The following is a 24189-nucleotide window of genomic DNA, read 5'->3' as shown; positions in this document are numbered from 1 at the left end:
GGCCCGGACCCTTCGGAAGGGCCCGGGCCGGGGGCCTCTCGTGCGCGGCCCGCCGGCCGCCTCAGCCGTGCTGGCGGGTGAGGCGGCGCAGCCGGGCCGACCAGCGACCGGCTTCCGGGCGGCCCGCCCACCGCTCCGCGAGCGCCGTCCGGCGGTCGGCGACGCCCCACACCACCCGGACGGACGAGCGAGGCAGGAGCGTTGCCCGCAGCCGGGTGCCGCGCCCCGCCGACGCCTGCAGACCTGCCCGTACCGCCGCCGCGTCCTCGGCGAGGCCGCCCGCCGGGCGCGGCTCGGGGGCGTACAGCACCTGCTCCACCGAGCCCGCGATCCGGTGCACGGCCTCGGCCGCGGTGGTGTCGAGCCGGCCCAGCCGCACGATCCGGGCCGCCGCCTTCCGGGGCGTCAGCGACTCGTCCGGCGCGATGCCGTGGTCCCAGGCCGTGTCGGTGATCTCCCGCCAGGCGGCCAGCGTCCGCGCGGCGGCGTCCGCGGGTGTCCGGCCCCCGGAGCCCAGCCGGCGGTTTCTCGCCCGGGTCCGCCACAGCAGCGGTGACAACGGCAGCGCCAGCACCAGGACCGCCCCGAGAACCATCAGCAGCACCGTCCCGGCCGGGGTGTCCCGGTCGGTCGGCAGCGCGGCCCCCGGCTCCTGCGAGGGCCCGCACCCGCCTTCCTGGCGCAACTGCGGCGGGCAGCTGTCATCGGCGGAGGGAGCGGCGGACGGCTCGGTGGAGGTGTCCGCGGAGGGCTCGGCCGCGTCGCTCGCGCTGTCCGTGGGGACCTCGGGCCGGGTCCACGAAGGGGTGCTGCCCCGGCTCGGAGTGGGCTCGAACCGGGTCCACCCGACCCCCTGGAAATACAGCTCGGGCCAGGCGTGCGCGTCGCGCAGTCCGACCGAGGTCGCCCCGTTCGACTTCACGGTGCCCGGGGTGAAGCCGACCGCGACCCGGGCCGGGATGCCCAGCGTCCGGGCCATCGCGGCCATCGAGAACGAGAAGTGGACGCAGAACCCCTCCTTGTCACGGAGGAACCGCGCGATGGCGGACGACCCCGTCCCCGAAGTGACCGTCGTGTCGTACGTGAAACCGCCCTCGGAGGCGAACCAGTCCTGGAGCTTCACGGCCCGCTCGTAGGCGTTGGCCGAGCCTTCCGTGACCTGCTCGGCGGTCTCGGCGACCACGTCCGGCAGTGAGCCGGGGAGCTGGGTGTACTCGCGGAGCAGCTCCCCGGGCGGCTGACCCGCTGCCGCGAGCTGCTCCGCCGTGGGCTCGACGACCAGACTGCCGACCTCGTACTGCGCGCCGCGCGTGGTCTGCCCGTCGTCGCCGACCAGGGTGCGGCCCTCGGGCTCGAACCGCCAGCGGCCGCCGACGCGGACCTCGCTCGCCGGGTAGGGGAGCGGCAGATACGTCTGCTGGTAGGAGCGCGAGGCGGAGATGTTCGTCCGGACCTCGGTGACCGAGACGTCCCCGCCCAGCCCGGTGGGCTGGGGAAGGCGGTCGGGGACGTCCGTCAGCCGCCGGGTGGAGGAGCGCCACTCGCTGCCGTTGAACTCGTCCAGGGCCAGGATCCTCAGATAGAGGTTCTGCGGGTCCTGGATGTTGCTGCGGTACGTCATCACCTCCCGGTTCTCCGGCTGGTTGAGGTTGTTCTGGAGCGAGACGAGCGGATTCACCGCGGAGATGGTGCCGCCGCTGCCCTTGCCGTTCCCCGGGCCGTTGCCGCCCAGCAGACCGCTGTCCAGCGCGGGCAGGGCCAGCGGGGCCACCAGGGCGATGCCGAGCGCCAGCACGCCGATCCGCCGCCCGGTGCGGACGGGGGAGGGCCCGCCGCTCACCCCGGACAGCCCGTCGGCCAGACCGCCCGAGTTCCGCGCGGCCCCGCCGAAGACGCGACCCCACTGGGAGAGCCGGTCCCGGCCCTCCGCCAGCAGGAGCAGCAGATAGCCGGAGGCGGCCAGCAGGAACCACAGCCAGCTCGCCCCCCCGTCGGAGAGACCGGCCGCGACCGAGTACAGGGCGAGGAGCGGCAGTCCGGCCGGGGCCGCGCTGCGGAAGGTCACCGCCATGGCGTCCACGGCGAGACCGATCAGGACCACCCCGCCGACCACCATCAGCTTGATGCCGTCGGTCAGCGGGGCCGGGGTGGAGTACGTACCGACGTCCTCGCCGCCCGCCACCAGCAGCTCGCCCAGCCGCATCACGGCCTGCGGGCCGGGCAGCACCCCCAACAGCGCGTGGTCCCGGGCGAACACCAGCGTCAGCAGCACCAGGGTGACCAGCGCCTGGGCGGCGAGCGTCAGCGTCCGGGCCAGCGGCGCCCGGCGGGCGAGGGCGCCCACCCCGCTCTGGACGCCGAGGAGCACCGCCGCCTGCACCAGCCAGCCGACCCCCTCCACCAGCGGGATCAGCGCCCCCGCCGCCAGCAGTGTCGCCGCATAGGCGCTCAGCGCCAGCCTGCCCCGCCCGCTCATGACCATCCCCCCGCGAAACCTGTCGCGCCGCCGCTCGGGGCGGACGGCGTGTCCGTGCGCATCCCGCCCGCCACCTGCCACAGTGCGGGCAACTCGTCCCCCGGCTCCACCGGCACCGCCGTCCAGCCGGACTCGCGCAGCCGTCGCAGCCGTTCGTCGGCCGCGCCCGCCGCGCTCTCGTCGCCGGCCCAGGCGCCGCTGTCCAGGACGAAGGCGACCCCGGCGCCGGCGCGCTGCCGCATCCTGGCCGCGACCGCGGTCTGCTCCTCGTCCAGATCGCCGAAGAAGGCGATGAGCAGCCCCTCGCTGCCGCCGCGCAGCACGTCATGGGCGCGGCTGAGACCCCCGCCGTCGGAATGGCCGACCACGGCGAGCGTGTCGAGCATCAGTCCCGCCGAGTCCGCGGACTCCTGGGTCGAGCCGGCGAATCCGCCGGCCCCCTCGCCGGGCACCGCGTTCCCGTCGTCGGTGAGCAGCCGGACGGCGAAGCCGCGCTCCAGCATGTGCACGAGGGCGGAGGCCGCCCCCGAGACCGCCCATTCGAACGCCGAGTCGGGCCCGGCGCCCTCGTAGCCGATCTGCCGGGTGTCCAGTAGGACCGTGCATCTGGCCCGCTGCGGCTGCTCCTCACGGCGCACCATCAGCTCGCCGTGGCGCGCGGTGGAGCGCCAGTGGACCCGGCGCAGGTCGTCGCCGTGCCGGTAGCCGCGCGGAATGATGTCGTCCTCACCGGCGAGCGCGAGCGAGCGCTGCCGCCCGTCGCCGTACCCGGAGGCCTCGCCCGCCAGCCGCAGCGCGGGCAGCGGCACCGTGCGCGGGATGACGACGAGGGTGTCGTACGCGCTGAAGGAACGGGTCAGCTCGCACATCCCGAAGGGGTCGCTGAGCCGCAGCTGCAACGGGCCCAGCGGATAGCGGCCGCGCAGGTCGGAGCGGACCCGGTAGGACACCTCGCGCCGGCCGCCCGCCTCCACCCGGTCCAGGACGAAGCGGGGGCGCGGGCCCAGGACGTACGGCACCCGGTCCTGGAGCATCAGCAGGCCGGTGGGCAGCCGGGAGACGTTCTCCATCCGCAGGTACACCCGGGCCTCCGCGCCCGCGGGCACCCGCGACGGCGAGAGCCGACGGGTGCCCGTGACCCGGTAGCGGGTGCGGTAGAGCACGGTCACACAGACCAGGGGCAGCACCGCGAGCAGCAGTCCGACCCGCAGCAGGTCGCCCTGGCCCAGGACGTACGCGCAGACGGCGGCGGCAAGACCGGCGGCCAGGAACGAGCGTCCCCGGGTGGTCAGCCCGCCCAGGGCCGCCCGGAGGCCGCCCTTCCGGTCGCCGTCCTCCACGGCGCCGGGCTCACCGGCCGCCATCACAGCCGCCGTGCCCCGGGCTGCTGCTGGTGGTACAGCGGGCGGCCCGGCTCCTGCCCGCCCGGCGCGGGCGGCGCGGTGCCGCCGGCCGAGGTCGGGACCGGGATGCGCTGGATGATCTCCCCGACCACCTGCTCCGCCGTACGGCGGTTCAGCTGGGCCTGGGCGGTGGGCAGCAGCCGGTGCGCGAGCACCGGAGTGGCCAGCGCCTGCACATCGTCCGGCAGGGCGTAGTCGCGCCCGCTGAGCGCGGCGGAGGCCTTCGCGGCGCGCAGCAGGTGCAGCGTCGCGCGCGGGGAGGCGCCGAGCCGGAGGTCGGGGTGGCTGCGGGTGGCCCCGACGAGCTCCACGGCGTAGCGCCGCACGGCGTCGGCGACATGCACCGTACGCACGGCGTCGATCAGCTTCACGATGTCGTGGGCGTGGGCCACCGGCTGGAGATCGTCCAGCGGTGAGAGGCCCCCGTGCACGTCGAGCATCTGGAGCTCGGCCTCCGGGCTCGGATAGCCGATGGAGACCCGGGCCATGAAACGGTCGCGCTGGGCCTCGGGCAGCGGGTAGGTGCCCTCCATCTCGACCGGGTTCTGCGTGGCCACCACCATGAACGGGTCGGGCAGCTCGTAGGTGTGCCCGTCGATGGTGACCTGGCGCTCCTCCATCGACTCCAGCAGCGCCGACTGCGTCTTCGGCGAGGCGCGGTTGATCTCGTCGCCGATCACGATCTGGGCGAAGATCGCGCCCGGCTTGAACTCGAAGTCCCGCCGCTGCTGGTCGAAGATCGACACACCGGTGATGTCCGAGGGCAGCAGGTCCGGCGTGAACTGGATCCGCCGCACCGAACAGTCGATGGACCGCGCCAGCGCCTTGGCCAGCATGGTCTTGCCGACCCCGGGGACGTCCTCGATGAGGAGATGCCCCTCGGCGAGCAGCACGGTCAGCGATAGCCGTACGACCTCGGGCTTGCCCTCGATCACACCCTCCACCGACCTGCGCACCCGCTCTGCGGTGGTGGTCAGATCAGTGAGGCTCGCTCGATCGTCATAGGTCGTCACCCGGCCCTCCTCGGCCCTTTTGCGCAGAGGCCGTCGCGCGTACCCGCGCGGCCCACCCCGAAAAATCGGACACTCCTCCGGAAGGCCCGGGGGAGGTCACACCCGCATTCTTGTTGCCGTTACCGCTTCGTGTCACTCGCCTGTGGATAAGTGGGTGTGAAAAGGCAGCGTCTGTCACGATTTCGGCGCCGCGGTGCACGGCGATGCGTGCGTGAGGTGCAGCGGAGGGCCCGGTGGCGAGGCGAGTCCGTTCAGGAAACGGAGTCGATCTCCCGCAGCAGACCGGTGGTCACGTCGAAGACGAACCCGCGCACGTCGTCGGTGTGCAGCAGGAACGGCGAGGTCCGCACCCGCTGCATCGACTGGCGCACGTCCTGGTCGGCGTCCGTGTAGGCCTCCACGGCCCAGGCCGGACGCTGGCCCACCTCGCGCTCCAGGTCCTGGCGGAAGCCCTCGGTGAGGGACTCCAGGCCGCAGTTGGTGTGGTGGATGAGGACCACGCTGCGGGTACCGAGCGCCCGCTGGCTGATGGTCAGCGAACGGATCACGTCCTCGGTGACCACGCCGCCCGCGTTGCGGATGGTGTGACAGTCACCGAGCTCCAGACCGAGCGCGGCGTGCAGGTCGAGCCGGGCGTCCATGCAGGCGACCACGGCGACCTGGAGGACGGGGCGCGCGTCCATGCCCGGGTCGCGGAAGTCCTTCGCGTACGTGGCGTTCAGCGCGACGAGGCGGTCGGTGACCTGGCCCCCCTCGCGGACCGCCGGAGCGGTGGGCGTCACGGACTCGGCGGGGGAGTGAGCAGAAGTCGACATGGATACGACGTTAGCCTTCCCACCTGGCACGGGCGGGCTGTGAGAGCGGACAAAGAACGTCAACACGGCTTGTTGTGAGCTAACCCACAGGGCCCGGTGGACGCACCTGTTCGGGTGAGTTCGCCGCATCCGGTCGGGTGGCGCGACGCGCTGTCCGGTTCGTTGATCGTGAATCGATCGAATGGCAGGGTGGACTAAAGTAACGCGAAGTCACCATCCGTCTTCCCGCCCACCTGCCCCAACGCACCCCCCCGCACCTCCTGCATATTCCGTATTTCCCCCGAGATGTGCGGCGTACGTGCGACCCGGCCCTCTCCCGCTCTCGGTCGGCCGACGCCTCTTCCCCGGCGCCGGCGGGCCTCCCCTTCAGAGCGGGCGGGGACCAGGACGTACGTGCCGTCCGCCCGGGACAGAGCCTGAGAGGGCGCATTGAGCCAGACCCGACACGTCCCGGTGATGCTCCAGAGGTGTCTGGACCTGTTGGCCCCGGCTCTCCAGGACCCGGCGCACCCCGAGCCCGTGGTCGTCGACTGCACCCTCGGCCTCGGCGGCCACAGCGAGGCCCTGCTCGCCTCCTTCCCCACCGCCCGGCTGATCGCCCTGGACCGCGACAAGGAGGCGCTCCGCCTCTCCGGCGAACGGCTCGCCCCCTACGGCGACCGGGCCACCCTCGTCCACGCGGTCTACGACGAACTCCCCGAGGTCCTCGCACGCCTCGGGATCCCGAAGGTCCAGGGCGTGCTGTTCGACCTCGGCGTCTCCTCCATGCAACTGGACGAGGCCGACCGCGGGTTCGCCTACGCCCAGGACGCCCCGCTCGACATGCGCATGGACCAGTCCACCGGCATGGGCGCCGCCGAGGTCCTTAACACCTACCCGCCCGGCGAGCTGGTCCGGATCCTGCGCGCGTACGGCGAGGAGAAGCAGGCCAAGCGGATCGTCTCCGCCGTCGTGCGCGAGCGCGAGAAGGAACCCTTCAGCAACAGCGCCCGGCTCGTCGAGCTGATCCGCGACGCCCTGCCTCAGGCCGCCAAGCGCACCGGCGGCAACCCCGCCAAGCGGACCTTCCAGGCCCTGCGCATCGAGGTCAACGGCGAGCTGAGCGTCCTGGAGCGGGCCATTCCGGCCGCCGTCGCGAGCCTCGCCGTCGGCGGCCGCATCGCGGTGCTCTCGTACCACTCGCTGGAGGACCGGCTGGTCAAGCAGGTCTTCGCGGCCGGCGCCGCCAACACCGCGCCCCCCGGACTGCCCGTCGTCCCCGAGCGCTACCAGCCCCGGCTCAAGCAGCTCACCCGGGGCGCCGAGCTGCCCACCGAGGAGGAGGTCGCCGAGAACCGGCGCGCCGCCCCCGCCCGGCTGCGCGGCGCCCAGCGCATCCGCGAGGAGGAGCGGTGAACCCCGGGGACAGGCGCCGCACCGGGGGAGCCCCGCGGTGAGCAAACCGGCCGCAGCGCTGAAGGGGCGGGCCGCGCGGCTCGCCCGCCTGATGCCGTCCACCGGGCCCAGCACCGCGGCCCGCACCCCCTTCGTCCTGCTGGTCGTCGTGCTCCTGGGCGGCGGACTCATCACCCTGCTCCTGCTGAACTCGGCCCTCAACGAGGGATCGTTCCGGCTCAGCGAGCTGAAGCGGGAGACCACCGAGCTCACCGACGAGCAGCAGGCCCTCCAGCGCGACGTCGACAGCCGCTCCCAGCCCGACGCCCTGGAGAAGCGCGCCCGGGAGCTGGGCATGGTCCCCGGCGGCAGCCCCGCCTTCCTGAACCCCGACGGCACGGTCCGCGGCAGGCCGACGGAGGCGACCGCCCCGCCCCCGAGCCCCAGCCCCACCCCGAGTACCGACGCCTCACCGGACCCCGACGCCCCCGCGGCCGGACCCTCGGCCTCCGGCGCCTCGGCCGGCCCCTCCGGATCCGTACCCGCGACCGAGCCCGACCCGGCAGCCGCCCCCTCGGCGGAGATCAACCCGCCCCCGACGAGCCCCGGCAGGTGACGCAGTGCCGTCCAAGGAACCGCCGCGCCGCCGCGTACCCGGACCGGCCCGCCCCCGTAACGGAGGATCCGGTCGCTCCGGCGCGCGCTCACCGGCCCGCCGCCCCCGCCCCGCCCCGGGGCGCACCACCGCGCGCGGACGCGCACCCCGCTCCCTGCGCCTGGGCAGTCCGCGCCCCCGGCTCCGCCTCGTCAGCCTCGGGCTGACCCTGGTCATGCTGGCCTTCGTGGCCCGGCTGCTGCAGGTGCAGGCCGTCGACGCCAGCGCGTACGCGGCCAAGGCCGAGAAGAACCGCTACCTGGAGTACACGGTCGCCGCCGAGCGCGGCGAGATCACCGACCGCAAGGGCGTCGCCCTCGCCACCAGCGTGGACGCGCACAACATCACGGCCGACCCCAAGCTCTTCACGCCGAAGGAGAGCAAGGCGCCCGACGCCCCGCAGCAGGCCGCCGCGCTGCTCGCCCCGATCCTCGGCAAGGACGCCGACGAGCTGGTCAAGAAGCTCTCGACGCCCAAGTCGCGCTACACCGTCCTCGCCTACCGGCAGACCCCCCAGGTCTGGAAGCAGATCAAGGACCTCAAGGCCGTCTTCGCCGAGAAGGCGTCCGAGGACAAGCTGAAGGGCGGGCCCGGGGCCAACGTCCTGGCCGGTGTCCTCCAGGAGCCGACCACCAAGCGCGTCTACCCCAACGGGGACCTCGCCGCCGGGATACTGGGATTCGTCAGCGCCGACGGCAAGGGCGGCGGCGGCCTCGAATCGCAGCTGAACAAGGAGCTCGCGGGCGAGGACGGCAAGATCCGCTACGCCCAGGCGGGCGGCCGGCGGGTGCCCACCGCGGGCAGCAGCGAGATCCCGGCCGTGCCCGGCTCCGACATCGAGCTGACCATCGACCGCGACATCCAGTGGGCCGCGCAGAAGGCCATCAGCGACCAGGTCGCCGAGTCCAAGGCCGACCGCGGCTACGTCATCGTGCAGAACACGAAGACCGGCGAGCTGCTGGCCATGGCCAACTCGCCCGGCTACGACCCCAACGACCTCTCCGAGGCCACCTCGGCCCAGCTCGGCAACGCGGCCCTCCAGGACGTGTACGAGCCCGGCTCCACCAGCAAGGTCATGTCGATCGCCGCGGTGCTGGAGGAGGGGGCGGCCACCCCCGGCACCCATGTCACCGTCCCCAACCGGCTGCACCGGGGCGACCGGCTCTTCAAGGACGACGTCGACCACCCCACCTGGTACCTCACGCTCAACGGCGTCCTCGCCAAGTCCAGCAACATCGGCACCATCCTGGCGACCGGTCAGCTCGGCAAGACCCAGGCGGAGTCGAACAAGGTCCTCTACGACTACCTGCGGAAGTTCGGCCTCGGCAAGAAGACCGGCCTCGGTTACCCCGGCGAGTCTCCCGGGCTGCTGGCCCACCCGAAGAACTGGTCGACCTCGCAGCAGTACACGATCCCCTTCGGCCAGGGCCTCTCCATCAACGCCGTCCAGGCCGCCTCGGTCTACTCCACGGTCGCCAACGGAGGCGTACGCGTCGCACCCACCCTCGTACGCGGCACCAAGGGCTCCGACGGCCGCTTCACCCCGGCTGACGCCCCCGAGGAGAACCGGGTCGTCAGCGAGAAGACCGCCAAGACCCTGGCGACCATGCTGGAGTCCGTCGTCGACGACACCGAAGGGACCGGTACCAAGGCCGCCATCCCCGGCTACCGGGTCGCGGGCAAGACCGGGACCGCCAACCGGGTCGACCCCGTCCGCGGCGTCTACAAGGGCTACACCGCCTCCTTCGCCGGCTTCGCCCCCGCCGACAACCCGCAGGTCACCGTCTACTGCGCGATCCAGAACCCCACCAAGGGCAGCTACTTCGGCGGCCAGATCTGCGGCCCGATCTACAAGCAGGTCATGGAGTTCGCACTCAAGACGCTCCAGACCCCACCGTCCGGCAGCAAGCCGCCCCGGCTGCCGGTGTCCTTCAAACCCGGCGAGTGAACACGGGGATGCGCGAGCATCTCCTCCAAGGGAACCCTCAGTGACAACGATCACCCCCGACCCCGGGAACCGGAACGAGAACCGCCGGAACCAGGGTGCCTCGCTTCGCGAGAGCCACCACCGGCCCGGTACGCTCACCGCCGTGCCCCACGCTGATCAGTCCCAAACCTCTCAGAAGGACGCGCCTGTGACCTACCCGGGAGCGCCCCGACCGGACCGGCTCCGGCCCACCCCTCTCGGCGAGCTGGCCGACCGGCTCGGCGTCGAAGCGGCCGGGGACGGCGAAGTCACCGGCATCACGCACGACTCACGGGCCGTGCGACCCGGTGACGTGTACGCGGCCCTGCCCGGCGCCCGCCTCCACGGCGCCGACTTCGCGGCTCAGGCCGCTGGCCTCGGCGCCGTCGCCGTCCTCACCGACCCCAGCGGCGCCGAACGCGCCGCCGCCGCCGGCCTGCCGGTCCTGGTCACCGAGGACCCGCGCGCCGTGATGGGCGAGCTGGCCGCCGACATCTACGGGCGGCCCGGCATCGGCCTGCTCCAGATCGGCATCACCGGAACCTCCGGCAAGACCACCACCGCGTACCTCGTCGAGGGCGGACTGCGCGCCGCCGGGCGCCCCACCGGTCTGATCGGCACGGTCGAGATGCGCATCGGCGACGAGCGCATCAAGTCCGAGCGCACCACCCCCGAAGCCACCGACCTCCAGGCCCTGTTCGCCGTCATGCGCGAACGCGGCGTCGAGGCCGTCGCGATGGAGGTCTCCAGCCACGCCCTGGTGCTCGGCCGGGTCGACGGCTGCGTCTTCGACGTCGCCGTCTTCAACAACCTCAGCCCGGAGCACATGGAGTTCCACTCCGGCATGGAGGACTACTTCCAGGCCAAGGCGCAGCTCTTCACCCCCGAGCGCAGCCACCGCGGCGTGGTCAACTTCGACGACGAGTACGGCCGCAGGCTCATCACCGAGTCCGGCGTCCCGGTCACCACCTTCTCCGCAGAGGGCCACCCGGACGCCGACTGGCACGCCGAGGACGTCGAGGTCGGACCGCAGGACAGCACCTTCACCGCCGTCGGCCCCAAGGGCGAGCGCATCACCGCCCGCGCCCCGCTGCCCGGCCCGTTCAACGTCGCCAACACCCTCGCCGCGATCGTCACGCTGGCCGTCGCGGGCGTCGACCCGCAGATCGCCGCCGACGGCGTCGCGGCCGTCCCCGGGGTTCCGGGCCGGCTGGAGCGGGTGGACGCCGGACAGCCCTACCTCGCCGTCGTCGACTACGCGCACAAGACCGACGCCGTCGAGTCCGTCCTGCGCTCCCTGCGCAAGGTCACCGAGGGCCAGGTGCACATCGTCCTCGGCTGCGGCGGCGACCGCGACACCACCAAACGCGGCCCGATGGGCGCCGCCGCGGCCCGGCTCGCCGACACCGCCGTCCTGACCTCCGACAACCCCCGCTCCGAGGACCCCCTCGCGATCCTCGCCGCGATGCTCTCCGGCGCCGCCGAAGTGCCCGTCCACGAACGCGGCGACGTGCTGGTCGACGCCGACCGCGCCTCCGCCATCGCCGCCGCCGTCGCCCGCGCCGAACCGGGCGACACCGTCCTCGTCGCGGGCAAGGGGCACGAACAGGGCCAGGACATCCACGGAGTGGTCCGCGCCTTCGACGACCGCAAGGTCCTGCACGCAGCCATCGAACGGTCCCTGGCGCCCCCCGGCGCCGACCGTGCCCCTCACCACGAGAACAACAGTCAGGGATGACCAAGTGATCACCCTTTCCCTCGCCGAGATCGCCGGAATCGTCGGCGGGCAGCCGCACGACATACCGGATCCGGCAGTCACCGTGACCGGACCCGTCGTCATCGACTCCCGTGAGGTCGCGCCCGGCAGCCTGTTCGCCGCGTTCGCCGGCGAACGGGTCGACGGCCACGACTACGCCCAGCGCGCCGTGGAGGCGGGTGCGGCAGCCGTCCTGGCGGCCCGCCCCGTCGGCGTTCCGGCGATCGTCGTGGACGACGTCGTCGGCGCGCTCGGAGCCCTCGCCCGGGCCGTCGTGGAACGCCTCGGCACCACCGTCGTCGCCCTCACCGGCTCCGCGGGCAAGACGTCCACCAAGGACCTGATCGCGCAGCTCCTCCAGCGCAAGGGCCCGACCGTCTGGACGCCCGGCTCCCTCAACAACGAGATCGGCCTGCCGGTCACCGCCCTGAGCGCCACCGCCGAGACCGAGCACCTGGTCCTGGAGATGGGCGCCCGCGGCATCGGCCACATCCACTACCTGGCCAACCTCACGCCGCCCCGCATCGGCCTGGTCCTCAACGTCGGCTCCGCGCACCTCGGCGAGTTCGGCAGCCGGGAGGCCATCGCCCAGGCCAAGGGCGAGCTGGTCGAGGTCCTCCCCGAGGACGGCTGCGCCGTACTCAACGCCGACGACCCCCTCGTACGCGCGATGGCTTCCCGCACCAAGGCGCGCGTCCTGCTCTTCGGAGAGGCCCCCGAAGCGGACGTACGGGGCGAGAAGGTCAGGATGACCCCCGACGGGCGGCCCGCCTTCGAGCTCCACACACCCACCGGGTGCAGCGACGTGACCATGCGCCTGTACGGTGAGCACCACGTGTCGAACGCGCTCGCCGCGGCCGCCGTCGCCCATGAGTTGGGCATGTCCGTGACCGAGATCGCCGATGCGCTCTCGGAGGCGGGCTCCCTCTCCCGCTGGCGCATGGAGGTCACCGAGCGCGGGGACGGTGTGACGGTCGTCAACGACGCCTACAACGCGAACCCTGAATCCATGAGAGCCGCACTGCGTGCGCTGGCTGCCATGGGCCAGGCCCGGCAGGGCGACGGGGGGCGCACCTGGGCGGTGCTCGGTCAGATGGCCGAGCTCGGTGACGCGTCGCTCGCCGAGCACGACGCGGTCGGACGGCTCGCCGTCCGGCTCAACGTCAGCAAGCTCGTCGCTGTCGGGGGGAGAGAAGCCTCCTGGCTGCAACTGGGCGCATATAACGAGGGTTCGTGGGGTGAGGAGTCGGTGCACGTGTCCGACGCACAGGCGGCCGTCGACCTGTTGCGCAGTGAACTGCGCCCGGGAGACGTCGTGCTGGTGAAGGCGTCCCGGTCGGTCGGCCTGGAGAAGGTCGCCCAGGCACTGCTGGAGAACTCGACCGAGGGCGAGGTCGCCGGCCGATGAGGCAGATCCTCTTCGCGGGGGCCATCGGGCTCTTCCTGACCCTGGTCGGTACCCCGCTGCTTATCAAGCTGCTGGCCCGCAAGGGCTACGGGCAGTTCATCCGGGACGACGGCCCGCGCACCCACGGCAGCAAGAAGGGCACGCCCACGATGGGCGGCATCGCCTTCATCCTGGCGACGATCATCGCGTACCTCCTCGCGAAGGTCATCACGGGCGAGGACATCCGCTACTCCGGCGTCCTCGTGCTCTTCCTCATGGCGGGCATGGGCCTCGTCGGCTTCCTCGACGACTACATCAAGATCGTCAAGCAGCGTTCGCTCGGTCTGCGGGCCAAGGCGAAGATGGCGGGCCAGCTGATCGTCGGCATCGCCTTCGCGGTGCTCTCGCTCCAGTTCCCCAACTCCATGAACTACACCCCGGCCTCCACCCGGCTCTCGTTCGTCGAGGACTTCGGCTGGTCGATCGGCCCGGTGCTGTTCTGCGTCTGGGCGCTGTTCATGATCCTCGCCATGTCCAACGGCGTGAACCTCACCGACGGCCTCGACGGCCTGGCCACCGGCGCCTCCGTGATGGTCTTCGGCGCCTACACCTTCATCGGCCTCTGGCAGTTCCAGGAGTCCTGCGCCAACGCGGACAACCTGACCAACCCCAGCGCCTGTTTCGAGGTACGCGACCCGCTCGACCTCGCCGTCGTAGCCGCGGCCCTGATGGGCGCCTGCTTCGGCTTCCTGTGGTGGAACACCTCGCCCGCCAAGATCTTCATGGGCGACACCGGCTCCCTCGCCCTCGGCGGCGCGCTCGCGGGCCTCGCGATCCTGTCCCGCACCGAGTTCCTGCTCGCCATCCTCGGCGGCCTCTTCGTGATGATCACCATGTCCGTGGTCATCCAGGTCGGTTCGTTCAAGATGACCGGCAAGCGGGTCTTCCGGATGGCCCCGCTCCAGCACCACTTCGAACTCAAGGGGTGGTCCGAAGTCCTGGTCGTGGTCCGTTTCTGGATCATCCAGGGCATGTGCGTGATCGTCGGACTCGGCCTCTTCTACGCGGGATGGGCAGCCAAGAAGTGAGCACCGTGGACTGGCAGGGCAAGCACGTCACCGTCGCCGGGCTCGGCGTCAGCGGAATCCCCGCCGCCCGCGCCCTGCACGAGCGCGGCGCGCTCGTCACCGTCGTCAACGACGGCGACGACGAACGCGCCCGCGCGCAGGCGGCCGAAGTGGAGGCGCTCGGCATCACCGTGCGCCTCGGCGACGGCGCGACCCTGCCGCCGTCCACGGAACTCGTCGTCACCGCCCCCGGCTGGCAGCCGGACAAGCCGCTCTTCCTGGCCGCCGCCGAGGCGGGCGTCCCGGTCTGGGGCGACGTCGAACTGGCCTGGCGACTGCGCGGCGACAACGGCAAGAAGCCCGCCCCCTGGCTCGCGGTCACGGGCACCAACGGCAAGACCACCACCGTACGGATGCTGGCCTCGATCCTGGAGGCGGCGGGCCTGCGCACGGCGGCGGTCGGCAACATCGGCGTATCGCTGCTGGACGCGGTGCTCGGCGAGACGGAGTACGACGTCCTCGCCGTCGAACTCTCCAGCTACCAGCTGCACTGGGCGCCCTCCCTGCGCGCCCACTCCGCCGCCGTCCTCAACCTGGCCCCCGACCACCTCGACTGGCACGGCTCGATGGAGGCGTACGCCGCCGACAAGGGCCGGGTCTACGAGGGCAACACCGTGGCCTGCGTCTACAACGTCGCCGATCCGGCCACCGAGGACCTGGTCCGCGAGGCCGACGTCGAGGAGGGCTGCCGGGCCATCGGCTTCACCCTCGGCGCCCCCGGCCCCTCGCAGCTCGGCGTGGTCGACGGCATCCTCGTCGACCGGGCGTTCGTCGCCAACCGCCAGAAGCAGGCCCAGGAGCTGGCCGAGGTCACCGACGTCAACCCGCCGGCCCCGCACAACATCGCCAACGCCCTCGCGGCCGCCGCCCTCGCCCGCGCCTTCGGCGTGGAACCGTCCGCCGTCCGCGACGGGCTGCGCGCCTTCCGGCCGGACGCCCACCGCATCGAACACGTCGCCGACATCGACGAAGTCGCCTACGTCGACGACTCCAAGGCCACCAACACCCACGCCGCCGAGGCCTCGCTCGCCGCCTACGACTCCATCGTCTGGATCGCCGGCGGACTGGCCAAGGGCGCCACCTTCGACGAACTGGTCACCGGCGCGGCGAAGCGGCTGCGCGGGGTCGTGCTGATGGGCGCCGACCGCGCGCTGATCCACGAAGCCCTGACGCGACACGCCCCGGAAGTCCCGGTGGTCGACCTCGACCGCACCGACACTGGGGCCATGTCCGAAGCGGTCGCACGGGCGGCCGAGCTCGCCCGGCCGGGCGATACGGTACTGCTTGCCCCGGCCTGTGCCTCGATGGACATGTTCATCAACTACAACAAGCGGGGCGAGGCGTTCGCGGACGCGGTCCGCGCACGCGCCGACCAGAGCGCCTGACCGACCGGGCCTCCGCGCCTGGGGTCACGGGCCCCGGGCACGAGCAGTGGAGGGGACAGCGACAATGCCGGCCGACGAGAGATTCGCCGTACGGCGGGAGAGCGCACAGGCCTCGCGCCCCCTCGCGGCGACGCCCGCCCCCTCCGGCGTACGCCTGCCCGCCGGGCTCGCCCTGCGCGGCCGGCTCGCCACCGGCGCCCGGCGCCCCGAGACGCCCCACGGCTCCGGACGCGGCGGGTCCGGCTCCCGTACCCCGCGCTCCGGGCGCGGCGGCGGGCCGCGCCGGGCCTACGAGCGGGCACGGCGGGCCTGGGACCGGCCCCTGACCGCCTACTACGTGATCCTCGGCTCCAGCCTCCTGATCACCGTGCTGGGCCTGGTGATGGTCTACTCCGCCTCGATGATCAAGGCGCTGGACATCAGCAAGCCCGCGACGTACTTCTTCGGCAAGCAGTTCCTCGCCGCCGTCATCGGCGGCGGGCTCATGCTGATCGCCGCCCGGATGCCCGTGAAGCTCCACCGAGGGCTGGCCTACCCGATACTGATGGTCACCGTCTTCCTGATGGTCCTGGTCCAGGTGCCGGGGATAGGGATGTCGGTCAACGGCAACCAGAACTGGCTCTATCTGGGCGGCCCGTTCCAGCTCCAGCCCAGCGAGTTCGGCAAGCTGGCCCTCATCCTGTGGGGCGCGGACCTGCTGGCCCGCAAGCAGGACAAGCGGTTGCTGACGCAGTGGAAGCACATGCTCGTGCCGCTCGTCCCGGTCGCCTTCATGCTGCTCGGGCTGATCATGCTCGGCGGCGACATGGGAACCGCGATCATTCTCACGGCGATCCTGTTCGGCCTGCTCTGGCTGGCCGGCGCCCCCACCCGGCTGTTCGCCGGAGTCCTCGGCTTCGCCGCCGTCCTCGCGTTCCTGCTGATCTGGACCAGCCCCAACCGGATGTCCAGGCTCTCCTGCATGGGCATCGTCGGCGAACCCGACCCGGAGGACGGCTGCTGGCAGGCCGCCCACGGAATCTACGCTCTGGCCTCCGGCGGATGGTTCGGTTCCGGGCTGGGTGCGAGTGTGGAAAAATGGGGTCAACTCCCGGAACCCCACACCGACTTCATCTTCGCGATCACCGGTGAGGAACTGGGTCTGGCGGGGACGCTGTCCGTGCTCGCCCTGTTCGCGGCTCTAGGCTATGCGGGTATCCGCGTGGCCGGACGCACGGAGGACCCCTTCGTGAGGTATGCCGCGGGAGGCGTGACCACGTGGATCACGGCCCAGGCCGTGATCAACATCGGTGCGGTGCTCGGCCTGTTGCCGATCGCCGGGGTTCCGCTCCCGCTGTTCTCCTACGGGGGGTCGGCCCTGCTGCCGACGATGTTCGCGGTCGGGCTGATGATCGCCTTCGCACGGGAGGACCCCGCGGCGAAGGCGGCCCTGGCCATGCGGAAGCCCGGGGTGAGATGGAAGACGATGAGACGGCGCGTCAAGAAGCGTTCGTCCGGAGAGCGGTGAATTTCGGTGCATGTCGTACTCGCCGGCGGGGGGACCGCCGGACACATCGAGCCCGCGCTTGCCCTCGCAGACGCCCTGCGGAGGCAGGACCCGACCGTGGGAATCACTGCCCTCGGCACGGAACGCGGCCTGGAGACCAGGCTCGTACCCGAGCGGGGGTACGAGCTGGCGCTCATCCCCGCGGTCCCGCTGCCCCGTAAGCCCACGCCCGAACTGATCACTGTCCCGGGCCGGCTGCGCGGCACCATCAAGGCCGCCGAGCAGATCCTGGAGCGCACCAAGGCGGACTGCGTGGTCGGCTTCGGCGGCTACGTCGCGCTGCCCGGCTACCTGGCCGCCAAACGGGCCGGAGTGCCGATCGTGGTCCACGAGGCCAACGCCCGGCCGGGCCTCGCCAACAAGATCGGCTCGCGGTACGCCCACGGGGTCGCCGTCTCCACCCCGGACAGCAAGCTGCGCGGCGCCCGCTACATCGGCATCCCGCTGCGCCGCACCATCGCCACCCTGGACCGCGCCCGGGTCCGCCCGGAGGCCCGCGCCTCCTTCGGCCTCGACCCCAACCTGCCGACGCTGCTGGTCTCCGGCGGCTCGCAGGGCGCGCGCCACCTCAACGAGGTCGTCCAGCGGGTCGCGCCGCTGCTCCAGCGCTCCGGGATCCAGATCCTCCATGTGGTCGGCCCGAAGAACGAATTGCCGCGGATCGACAACATGCCCGGGATGCCGCCCTACATCCCGGTACCGTACGTGGACCGGATGGACCTCGCGTACGCCGCGGCCGACATGATGCTCTGCCGCGCGGGCGCGATGACCGTCGCCGAACTCTCCGCCGTCGGGCTCCCCGCCGCCTATGTCCCGCTGCCCATCGGCAACGGCGAACAGCGGCTCAACGCCCAGCCGGTGGTCAACGCCGGCGGCGGCCTGCTGGTGGACGACGCGGCGCTCACCCCGGAGTGGGTGCAGGGCAACGTCCTGCCGGTGCTGTCGGACCCCCACCGGCTGTACGAAATGTCCCGCGCCGCCGCCGAGTTCGGCCGGCGCGACGCCGACGACCTGCTCGTCGGCATGGTGTACGAAGCGATCGCCGCGCGCCGCTAGGCGTACGGCGCGATGCGGTGCGGACCCGGGGCGGGCGCCCCGGGTCCGGCGAAGGAGCGAGCGTGGCCGGACCGACGACCGCCCAGCGCGGCGCACCCGGGCGGGCGGACACCTCCGCCCGCCCGCCGCACATCGGCCCCGAGGGGCCCCGGATCAGCCGCCGTCTGCTGCTGGTCCTGATCGGCGTCGCCGTCGCCCTGCTCACCGCGTTCGCGGTGTGGGTGCTCTACGGCTCCTCCTGGCTCCGGGTGGAGAAGGTCAGCACGAGCGGCGTCGAGGTCCTGACCCGTGAAGAAGTGGAAGCGGTTGCCGCCACCCCGATCGGCGCCCCGCTGGTCTCGGTGGACACCGACGCCATGGAACACCGGTTGCGCCAGAAGCTGCCTCGTATCGACACGGTTGACGTCGTTCGGTCCTGGCCGCACGGCATCGGCCTTAAGGTGACGGAGCGAAAGCCGGTCCTTCTGGTCGAAAAGGGCGGGAAGTTCGTGGAAGTGGACGCCAAGGGCGTGCGCTTCGCCACCGTGGACCAGGCGCCGAAGGGTGTGCCCCTCCTGGAGCTGAAGCCCGAGCCGTCCGCGAGCCTTCGCCGCTTCGGCGACGACCGTCTGTTGCGGGAAGCGGTCCGGGTCGCCGGCGACCTTCCGGCGGGTGTCGCCAAGGACACCGAAGTCGTCCGGGTCACCTCGTTCGACGCGATCTCCCTGCTGCTCACCCGGGATCGCGAGGTGATCTGGGGCAGCGGCGAGGACGGCACGGCGAAGGCGCGCATTCTCGCCGCGCTCATGAAGGCGGAGCCCAAAGGCGGACAGTTCGACGTAAGCGCTCCCACCGCCCCGGCGGTATCGGGCAGTTGACGGGCATTTGTGCTGGCCAGCACCCTGGTTGGTCAGCGCTACGGGTGATCACATAGGGTGAAAAGAAAAACGGGAGGTTCGGCGTGTTCGTTGAACGTGCGCCACTTGTCGACTTAGTGTCCTGTTCGGAAGAGTCCAGGAAGCAGACACACTGGTAACCCTAAACTTCAGCGTTAGGGTTTGGGTCGGCGTTCGGACCGTCCCCATCGACATCAGTCGTCGCCGCGGGGCCACCGCAGAGCGACGACACGTAACTCGAGGCGAGAGGCCTTCGACGTGGCAGCACCGCAGAACTACCTCGCAGTCATCAAGGTCATCGGTGTCGGCGGCGGTGGTGTCAATGCCATCAACCGAATGATCGAGGTCGGTCTCAAGGGCGTCGAGTTCATCGCCATCAACACGGACGCACAAGCCCTGTTGATGAGCGACGCCGACGTCAAGCTCGACGTCGGCCGCGAACTCACCCGGGGCCTCGGCGCCGGGGCGAACCCGGCCGTCGGTCGTAAGGCGGCAGAGGACCACCGTGAGGAGATCGAGGAGGTCCTCAAGGGGGCCGACATGGTCTTCGTCACCGCCGGAGAGGGCGGCGGCACCGGCACCGGCGGCGCACCCGTCGTCGCCAACATCGCGCGCTCGCTCGGCGCCCTGACGATCGGCGTGGTCACCCGCCCGTTCACCTTCGAGGGCCGGCGACGCGCGAACCAGGCGGAGGACGGCATCGCCGAACTCCGCGAAGAGGTCGACACCCTCATCGTCATTCCCAACGACCGCCTGCTGTCCATCTCGGACCGTCAGGTCAGCGTGCTCGACGCGTTCAAGTCGGCCGACCAGGTGCTGCTCTCGGGTGTCCAGGGCATCACCGACCTCATCACCACCCCGGGCCTGATCAACCTCGACTTCGCCGACGTCAAGTCGGTCATGTCCGAGGCCGGATCGGCGCTCATGGGCATCGGCTCGGCGCGCGGCGACGACCGCGCGGTGGCGGCCGCGGAGATGGCGATCTCCTCGCCCCTCCTGGAAGCCTCCATCGACGGCGCCCGCGGGGTCCTGCTCTCCATCTCCGGCGGCAGCGACCTCGGTCTCTTCGAGATCAACGAGGCCGCCCAGCTGGTGAGCGAGGCGGCGCACCCCGAGGCCAACATCATCTTCGGCGCCGTCATCGACGACGCCCTGGGCGACGAGGTCCGGGTCACCGTGATCGCCGCGGGCTTCGACGGCGGGCAGCCGCCGGCCCGCCGGGAGAACGTCCTCGGCGCGAACAGCAACAAGCGCGAGGAGCCGGCCGCCCCGGTCAGGTCCTCCGCCGAGCCCGCGCGCCCGACCGGCGGACTCGGTTCCGTACCCCCGCGCGAGGAGAGCCCGGCCCCGGCCGAGCCCGCCCCCGCGTCGGCTTCGAGCGAGAGCGCGCTGCCGCCCGTCTCTCCGCCGCACGTCCCGCCGGCCCGTCCCTACCAGGACACCCAGGCCGAAGAGCTGGACGTACCGGACTTCTTGAAGTGATAGATCAGCACCCGGCGGCAACCGCCACGGGCAGCGCTCATTTCGCCTTCACCGACCGGTGGGGCGGAGTGAGCGCCGCTCCGTACGGTGAGCTCAACCTCGGCGGCGCGGTCGGAGACGACCCCGCCGCCGTCGGCGCGAACCGGGAGCGTGCCGCGCGCGACCTCGGCATCGACCCGGCGCTCGTCGTCTGGATGAACCAGGTGCACGGCCGGGACGTCGCGGTGGTGGACGGACCCTGGGGTGCGAACGCGGAGATTCCGGCCGTGGACGCGGTGGTGACCGCCCGGCGCGGGCTGCCGCTCGCGGTCCTCACCGCCGACTGCACCCCCGTCCTCCTCGCCGACCCGGTCGCCGGAGTCGTCGGGGCGGCGCACGCCGGGCGTCCGGGACTGGTCGCCGGAGTGGTACCGGCGGCGGTCGAAGCCATGATCGCGCTCGGCGCACACCCCTCCCGGATCACCGCGCACACCGGACCGGCCGTCTGCGGACGGTGCTACGAAGTGCCGGAGGCGATGCGGGCCGAGGTCGCCGAGGCCGTCCCCGGCACCTGGTCCGAGACCAGCTGGGGCACTCCGGCGGTGGACGTCACCGGCGGAGTCCACGCCCAGCTCGCCGCTCTCGGCGTGACGGACCGGCACTCCTCGCCGTACTGCACCCTGGAATCGGGCGACCACTTCTCGTACCGCCGCGACCGCGTCACCGGGCGGCTCGCCGGATATGTCTGGTTGGACTGATAGGGCATGACGGACCGTAAAGCTCAACTCGCGGCGAATCTCGCACAGGTGGAGGAAAGGATCGTCTCCTCCTGTGCCGCCGCGGGGCGCAAGCGGGAGGAAGTGACCCTGATCGTGGTCACCAAGACCTACCCCGCGAGCGATGTGCGGATCCTGCATCAACTCGGTGTGCGCCATGTCGCGGAGAATCGTGACCAGGACGCCGCCCCCAAAGCCACCGCTTGTGCGGATCTTTCGCTGACATGGCACTTTGTCGGACAATTGCAGACGAACAAGGTTCGTTCTGTGACCAGTTATGCCGATGTGGTGCAGTCGGTGGACCGCGCCAAGCTGGTCACCGCTCTCTCCACCGCCGCGGTGCGGGGGGAGCGCGAACTCGGCTGCCTGATCCAGGTCGCCCTGGACGCGGAGAGCGGCGAGCGTGGTGAGCGCGGCGGTGTCGCGCCGGACGGGGTCGAGGAGTTGGCCGCCGCGATCGGCGGGGCTCCCGGACTCCGGCTCGACGGGCTGATGACCGTGGCGCCGCTGGCCGGGGAGTACGCCGGCCGGCAACGGGCCGCGTTCGACCGGCTGATGGAAATCTCATCCCGCCTGCGCGCCGATCATCCGGCTGCGAACATGGTCTCCGCAGGTATGAGCGGGGACCTGGAGGACGCGGTGGCGGCCGGAGCGACACATGTACGCGTCGGTACGGCGGTACTCGGAGTCCGACCCCGGCTCGGGTAACGTCGCGAAGCAAGTCGGACCACAGCAGAAAATATGGTCATTCCCACTTCTAGCGGGCAGACCACAGTGGATCGCTGGCACTTGGTGACGAATGCCGATCCACCACAGAGCGGAGGACTCGGAGCATGGCCGGCGCGATGCGCAAGATGGCGGTCTACCTCGGCCTCGTGGAGGACGATGGGTACGACGGTCCGGGGTTCGACCCCGATGACGAATTCGAACCTGAGCCGGAGCCCGAGCGCGACCGGCGGCGGCACCAGCCCCCGCACCAGGTGGAACGGGACCGGGAGCGCGACCGCGAGCGTGAGCGCGAAAGGGACGAACCGGTGCGAGTGGTGCAACCCCCCGCTCAGAGAGAGCCGGTTCAGCTCCCCGCGGAAAGCGCGCGACCCGCCCGGATCGCACCCGTGGCATCCATCACACCTGAACGCCCGAACATGGAGAAGAACGCACCGGTGATCATGCCCAAGGTCGTGTCCGAGCGGGAGCCGTACCGCATCACCACGCTGCACCCCAGGACCTACAACGAGGCCCGTACCATCGGGGAACACTTCCGTGAGGGCACTCCGGTGATCATGAATCTCACGGAGATGGACGATACGGACGCGAAGCGACTTGTCGACTTTGCCGCGGGACTCGTCTTCGGTCTCCATGGCAGCATTGAACGCGTGACGCAGAAGGTGTTCCTGTTGTCGCCTGCTAACGTCGATGTCACGGCGGAGGACAAGGCCCGCATCGCAGAGGGCGGATTCTTCAACCAGAGCTGAGAACACGACACCGGGAACGACCCGGCCGAAAGGCCGGTGCCGGCCGCGAGGCCGGAGCTGACGAGAGCCAGGGGAGAGGGAAGCGCGAGACATGGGCGTCGCACTGGATGTGGTCTATATCGCGCTGATGTGTTTCCTCATCGTGCTGATCTTCCGGCTGGTCATGGACTATGTCTTCCAGTTCGCACGTTCATGGCAACCCGGCAAGGCGATGGTGGTCGTACTTGAGGCCACCTACACTGTCACCGATCCACCGCTCAAGCTTCTGCGGCGGTTCATCCCGCCGCTGCGTCTCGGGGGCGTGGCACTCGACCTGTCCTTCTTCGTTCTGATGATCATCGTCTACATCCTGATCAGCGTTGTGGTCAGGTTGTGAGCGATACGGTCTTGCCGACTGCCGACGACTACGTAGAGGTGAAGAAGAGATGCCGTTGACCCCCGAGGACGTGCGGAACAAGCAGTTCACGACCGTCCGCCTCCGAGAAGGCTATGACGAGGACGAGGTCGATGCCTTTCTCGACGAGGTCGAATCGGAGCTGACCCGTCTGCTCCGTGAGAACGAGGACCTGCGCGCCAAACTGGCCGCTGCGACGCGCGCCGCCGCGCAGAACCAGCAGCAGCAACAGCAGCAGGGTATGCGCAAGCCCCCGGAGCAGCAGGACCGCCCGGGCGCGCCCGTTCCCGCCGCCATATCTGGACCGCCGCAGCAGCAGCAGCCCCCGCAGATGGGCCCGCCCCAGCTGCCCGGTGGCGCGCCGCAGCTGCCCGCAGGTCCCAGCGGTCATGGCCCCCAGGGTGGCCACGGCCCCGGTCCGCAGGGCCCGCACGGCCCCGGCCCGATGCAGGGCGGTCCCATGGGTGGCCCGATGGGCGGCCCCATGGGTCAGCACCCCCAGCAGCAGATGCAGCAGATGCAGCCGCCGCAGATGCAGCAGCAGGGGCAGGGCCCCGGTGGTGACAGCGCCGCCCGTGTCCTCTCGCTCGCGCAGCAGACCGCCGACCAGGCGATCGCGGAGGCCCGTTCCGAGGCCAACAAGATCGTCGGCGAGGCGCGGAGCCGTGCCGAGGGCCTGGAGCGCGACGCGCGCGCCAAGGCCGACGCCCTGGAGCGGGACGCGCAGGAGAAGCACCGCGTGGCGATGGGCTCGCTGGAGTCGGCCCGCGCGACGTTGGAGCGCAAGGTCGAGGACCTGCGTGGCTTCGAGCGCGAGTACCGTACGCGGCTGAAGTCCTACCTGGAGAGCCAGCTGCGCCAGCTGGAGACCCAGGCGGACGACTCGCTCGCCCCGCCGCGGACGCCGGCCGCCGCTTCGCTGCCGCCGTCCCCCTCGCTGGCCCCGGCCGGTGCGGGTGCGATGGGTCACTCCATGGGCGGCTCCAACCACGGTGGCCATGGCGGCCAGCAGATGGGTGGCGGCCAGTCGATGGGCAGCGGACCGTCCTACGGTGGCCAGCAGCAGATGTCGCCGGCCATGACGCAGCCGATGGCGCCGGTGCGGCCGCAGGCGCCGCAGCCGATGCAGCAGGCGCCTTCGCCGATGCGTGGGTTCCTGATCGACGAGGACGACAACTGAGCGGTGCGCGCTCGCTGAGCGCGTAGCCGTCGGCAGGCTGAGGGCCGGGCCCCGGGGTTTCCCCGGGGC

At 71.6% G+C, this 24189-nt stretch carries 20 protein-coding genes; 16 read left to right on the top strand and 4 right to left on the bottom strand.

Going from position 1 to position 24189, the window contains the following annotated elements; translation table 11 throughout:
- Positions 1-61: 61 nt before the first annotated feature.
- From ACFWM7_RS18740 to ACFWM7_RS18725, 4 genes are all read right to left on the bottom strand, one after another.
- Entirely contained in the window at positions 62-2476 is a 2415-nt protein-coding gene (locus ACFWM7_RS18740; RefSeq protein ID WP_383262097.1) for a DUF3488 and DUF4129 domain-containing transglutaminase family protein, read from the bottom strand.
- Positions 2473-3840 carry a DUF58 domain-containing protein gene (locus ACFWM7_RS18735; RefSeq protein ID WP_383262096.1) on the bottom strand — a complete coding sequence of 456 codons (1368 nt, stop codon included), beginning with the start codon at positions 3838-3840 and terminating at the stop codon, positions 2473-2475. The genes ACFWM7_RS18740 and ACFWM7_RS18735 overlap by 4 nt, the downstream gene beginning before the upstream one ends.
- Positions 3840-4892: an AAA family ATPase gene (locus ACFWM7_RS18730; protein ID WP_383262094.1), complete on the bottom strand. Its 1053-nt coding sequence runs from the start codon at positions 4890-4892 to the stop codon at positions 3840-3842. The genes ACFWM7_RS18735 and ACFWM7_RS18730 overlap by 1 nt, the downstream gene beginning before the upstream one ends.
- Positions 4893-5143: 251 nt before the next feature.
- Positions 5144-5707 carry a beta-class carbonic anhydrase gene (locus ACFWM7_RS18725; protein WP_383262091.1) on the bottom strand — a complete coding sequence of 188 codons (564 nt, stop codon included), beginning with the start codon at positions 5705-5707 and terminating at the stop codon, positions 5144-5146.
- 429 nt (positions 5708-6136) lie between these two features.
- On the opposite strand from ACFWM7_RS18725, the gene rsmH reads away from it, so the two are divergent.
- The 16 genes from rsmH (at position 6137) to ACFWM7_RS18645 (ending at position 24120) form a co-directional block, all read left to right on the top strand.
- Positions 6137-7102: a 16S rRNA (cytosine(1402)-N(4))-methyltransferase RsmH gene (rsmH, locus tag ACFWM7_RS18720; RefSeq protein WP_383262088.1), complete on the top strand. Its 966-nt coding sequence runs from the start codon at positions 6137-6139 to the stop codon at positions 7100-7102.
- A gap of 37 nt (positions 7103-7139) precedes the next feature.
- Positions 7140-7697 carry a septum formation initiator gene (locus ACFWM7_RS18715; protein WP_383262085.1) on the top strand — a complete coding sequence of 186 codons (558 nt, stop codon included), beginning with the start codon at positions 7140-7142 and terminating at the stop codon, positions 7695-7697.
- A 4-nt stretch (positions 7698-7701) separates the two neighbouring features.
- The gene (locus tag ACFWM7_RS18710; protein WP_383262083.1) at positions 7702-9684 is read left to right on the top strand and encodes a peptidoglycan D,D-transpeptidase FtsI family protein; all 1983 of its coding nucleotides are present in this window, start codon (positions 7702-7704) and stop codon (positions 9682-9684) included.
- Between the two features lie 40 nt (positions 9685-9724).
- Complete coding sequence (locus tag ACFWM7_RS18705; RefSeq protein WP_383262081.1) at positions 9725-11440, top strand: UDP-N-acetylmuramoyl-L-alanyl-D-glutamate--2,6-diaminopimelate ligase; 1716 nt, start codon at positions 9725-9727, stop codon at positions 11438-11440.
- Positions 11441-11444: 4 nt separating this feature from the next.
- Positions 11445-12866: a UDP-N-acetylmuramoyl-tripeptide--D-alanyl-D-alanine ligase gene (gene murF, locus ACFWM7_RS18700; RefSeq protein ID WP_383262079.1), complete on the top strand. Its 1422-nt coding sequence runs from the start codon at positions 11445-11447 to the stop codon at positions 12864-12866.
- A complete protein-coding gene (mraY, locus tag ACFWM7_RS18695) occupies positions 12863-13933 on the top strand; it encodes a phospho-N-acetylmuramoyl-pentapeptide-transferase (protein WP_383262076.1) in 1071 nt (356 codons plus the stop codon). The genes murF and mraY overlap by 4 nt, the downstream gene beginning before the upstream one ends.
- Positions 13915-15357, top strand: a complete 1443-nt coding sequence (gene murD, locus ACFWM7_RS18690; protein ID WP_383262073.1) for a UDP-N-acetylmuramoyl-L-alanine--D-glutamate ligase — start codon at positions 13915-13917, stop codon at positions 15355-15357. Before mraY ends, murD begins: the two co-directional genes overlap by 19 nt.
- Positions 15358-15421: 64 nt before the next feature.
- Positions 15422-16864, top strand: a complete 1443-nt coding sequence (gene ftsW / locus ACFWM7_RS18685; protein ID WP_383262071.1) for a putative lipid II flippase FtsW — start codon at positions 15422-15424, stop codon at positions 16862-16864.
- Positions 16865-16870: 6 nt separating this feature from the next.
- A complete protein-coding gene (gene murG / locus ACFWM7_RS18680; protein WP_007451369.1) occupies positions 16871-17959 on the top strand; it encodes an undecaprenyldiphospho-muramoylpentapeptide beta-N-acetylglucosaminyltransferase in 1089 nt (362 codons plus the stop codon).
- A gap of 62 nt (positions 17960-18021) precedes the next feature.
- Positions 18022-18816 (top strand): cell division protein FtsQ/DivIB, encoded by a 795-nt coding sequence (locus tag ACFWM7_RS18675; protein ID WP_383262069.1) that lies wholly within the window; start codon positions 18022-18024, stop codon positions 18814-18816.
- A 276-nt stretch (positions 18817-19092) separates the two neighbouring features.
- Positions 19093-20316, top strand: a complete 1224-nt coding sequence (gene ftsZ, locus ACFWM7_RS18670) for a cell division protein FtsZ (RefSeq protein ID WP_383065719.1) — start codon at positions 19093-19095, stop codon at positions 20314-20316.
- The gene (gene pgeF, locus ACFWM7_RS18665) at positions 20313-21053 is read left to right on the top strand and encodes a peptidoglycan editing factor PgeF (RefSeq protein ID WP_383262065.1); all 741 of its coding nucleotides are present in this window, start codon (positions 20313-20315) and stop codon (positions 21051-21053) included. Before ftsZ ends, pgeF begins: the two co-directional genes overlap by 4 nt.
- Positions 21054-21059: 6 nt before the next feature.
- Positions 21060-21779, top strand: a complete 720-nt coding sequence (locus ACFWM7_RS18660) for a YggS family pyridoxal phosphate-dependent enzyme (protein WP_383262059.1) — start codon at positions 21060-21062, stop codon at positions 21777-21779.
- A gap of 125 nt (positions 21780-21904) precedes the next feature.
- Positions 21905-22546, top strand: coding sequence for a cell division protein SepF (locus ACFWM7_RS18655; protein ID WP_383262055.1), 642 nt, complete (start codon positions 21905-21907; stop codon positions 22544-22546).
- 91 nt (positions 22547-22637) lie between these two features.
- Entirely contained in the window at positions 22638-22922 is a 285-nt protein-coding gene (locus ACFWM7_RS18650) for a YggT family protein (protein ID WP_006123846.1), read from the top strand.
- 49 nt (positions 22923-22971) lie between these two features.
- Positions 22972-24120, top strand: a complete 1149-nt coding sequence (locus ACFWM7_RS18645; protein ID WP_205086088.1) for a DivIVA domain-containing protein — start codon at positions 22972-22974, stop codon at positions 24118-24120.
- The last annotated feature ends 69 nt before the right edge of the window (positions 24121-24189 follow it).

The organism is Streptomyces sp. NPDC058375 (assembly GCF_042723425.1).
GTDB lineage: Bacteria > Actinomycetota > Actinomycetes > Streptomycetales > Streptomycetaceae > Streptomyces > Streptomyces durocortorensis.
Note: the sequence above shows the minus strand (reverse complement) of the source record. Positions and strands in the feature narration are given on the sequence as shown.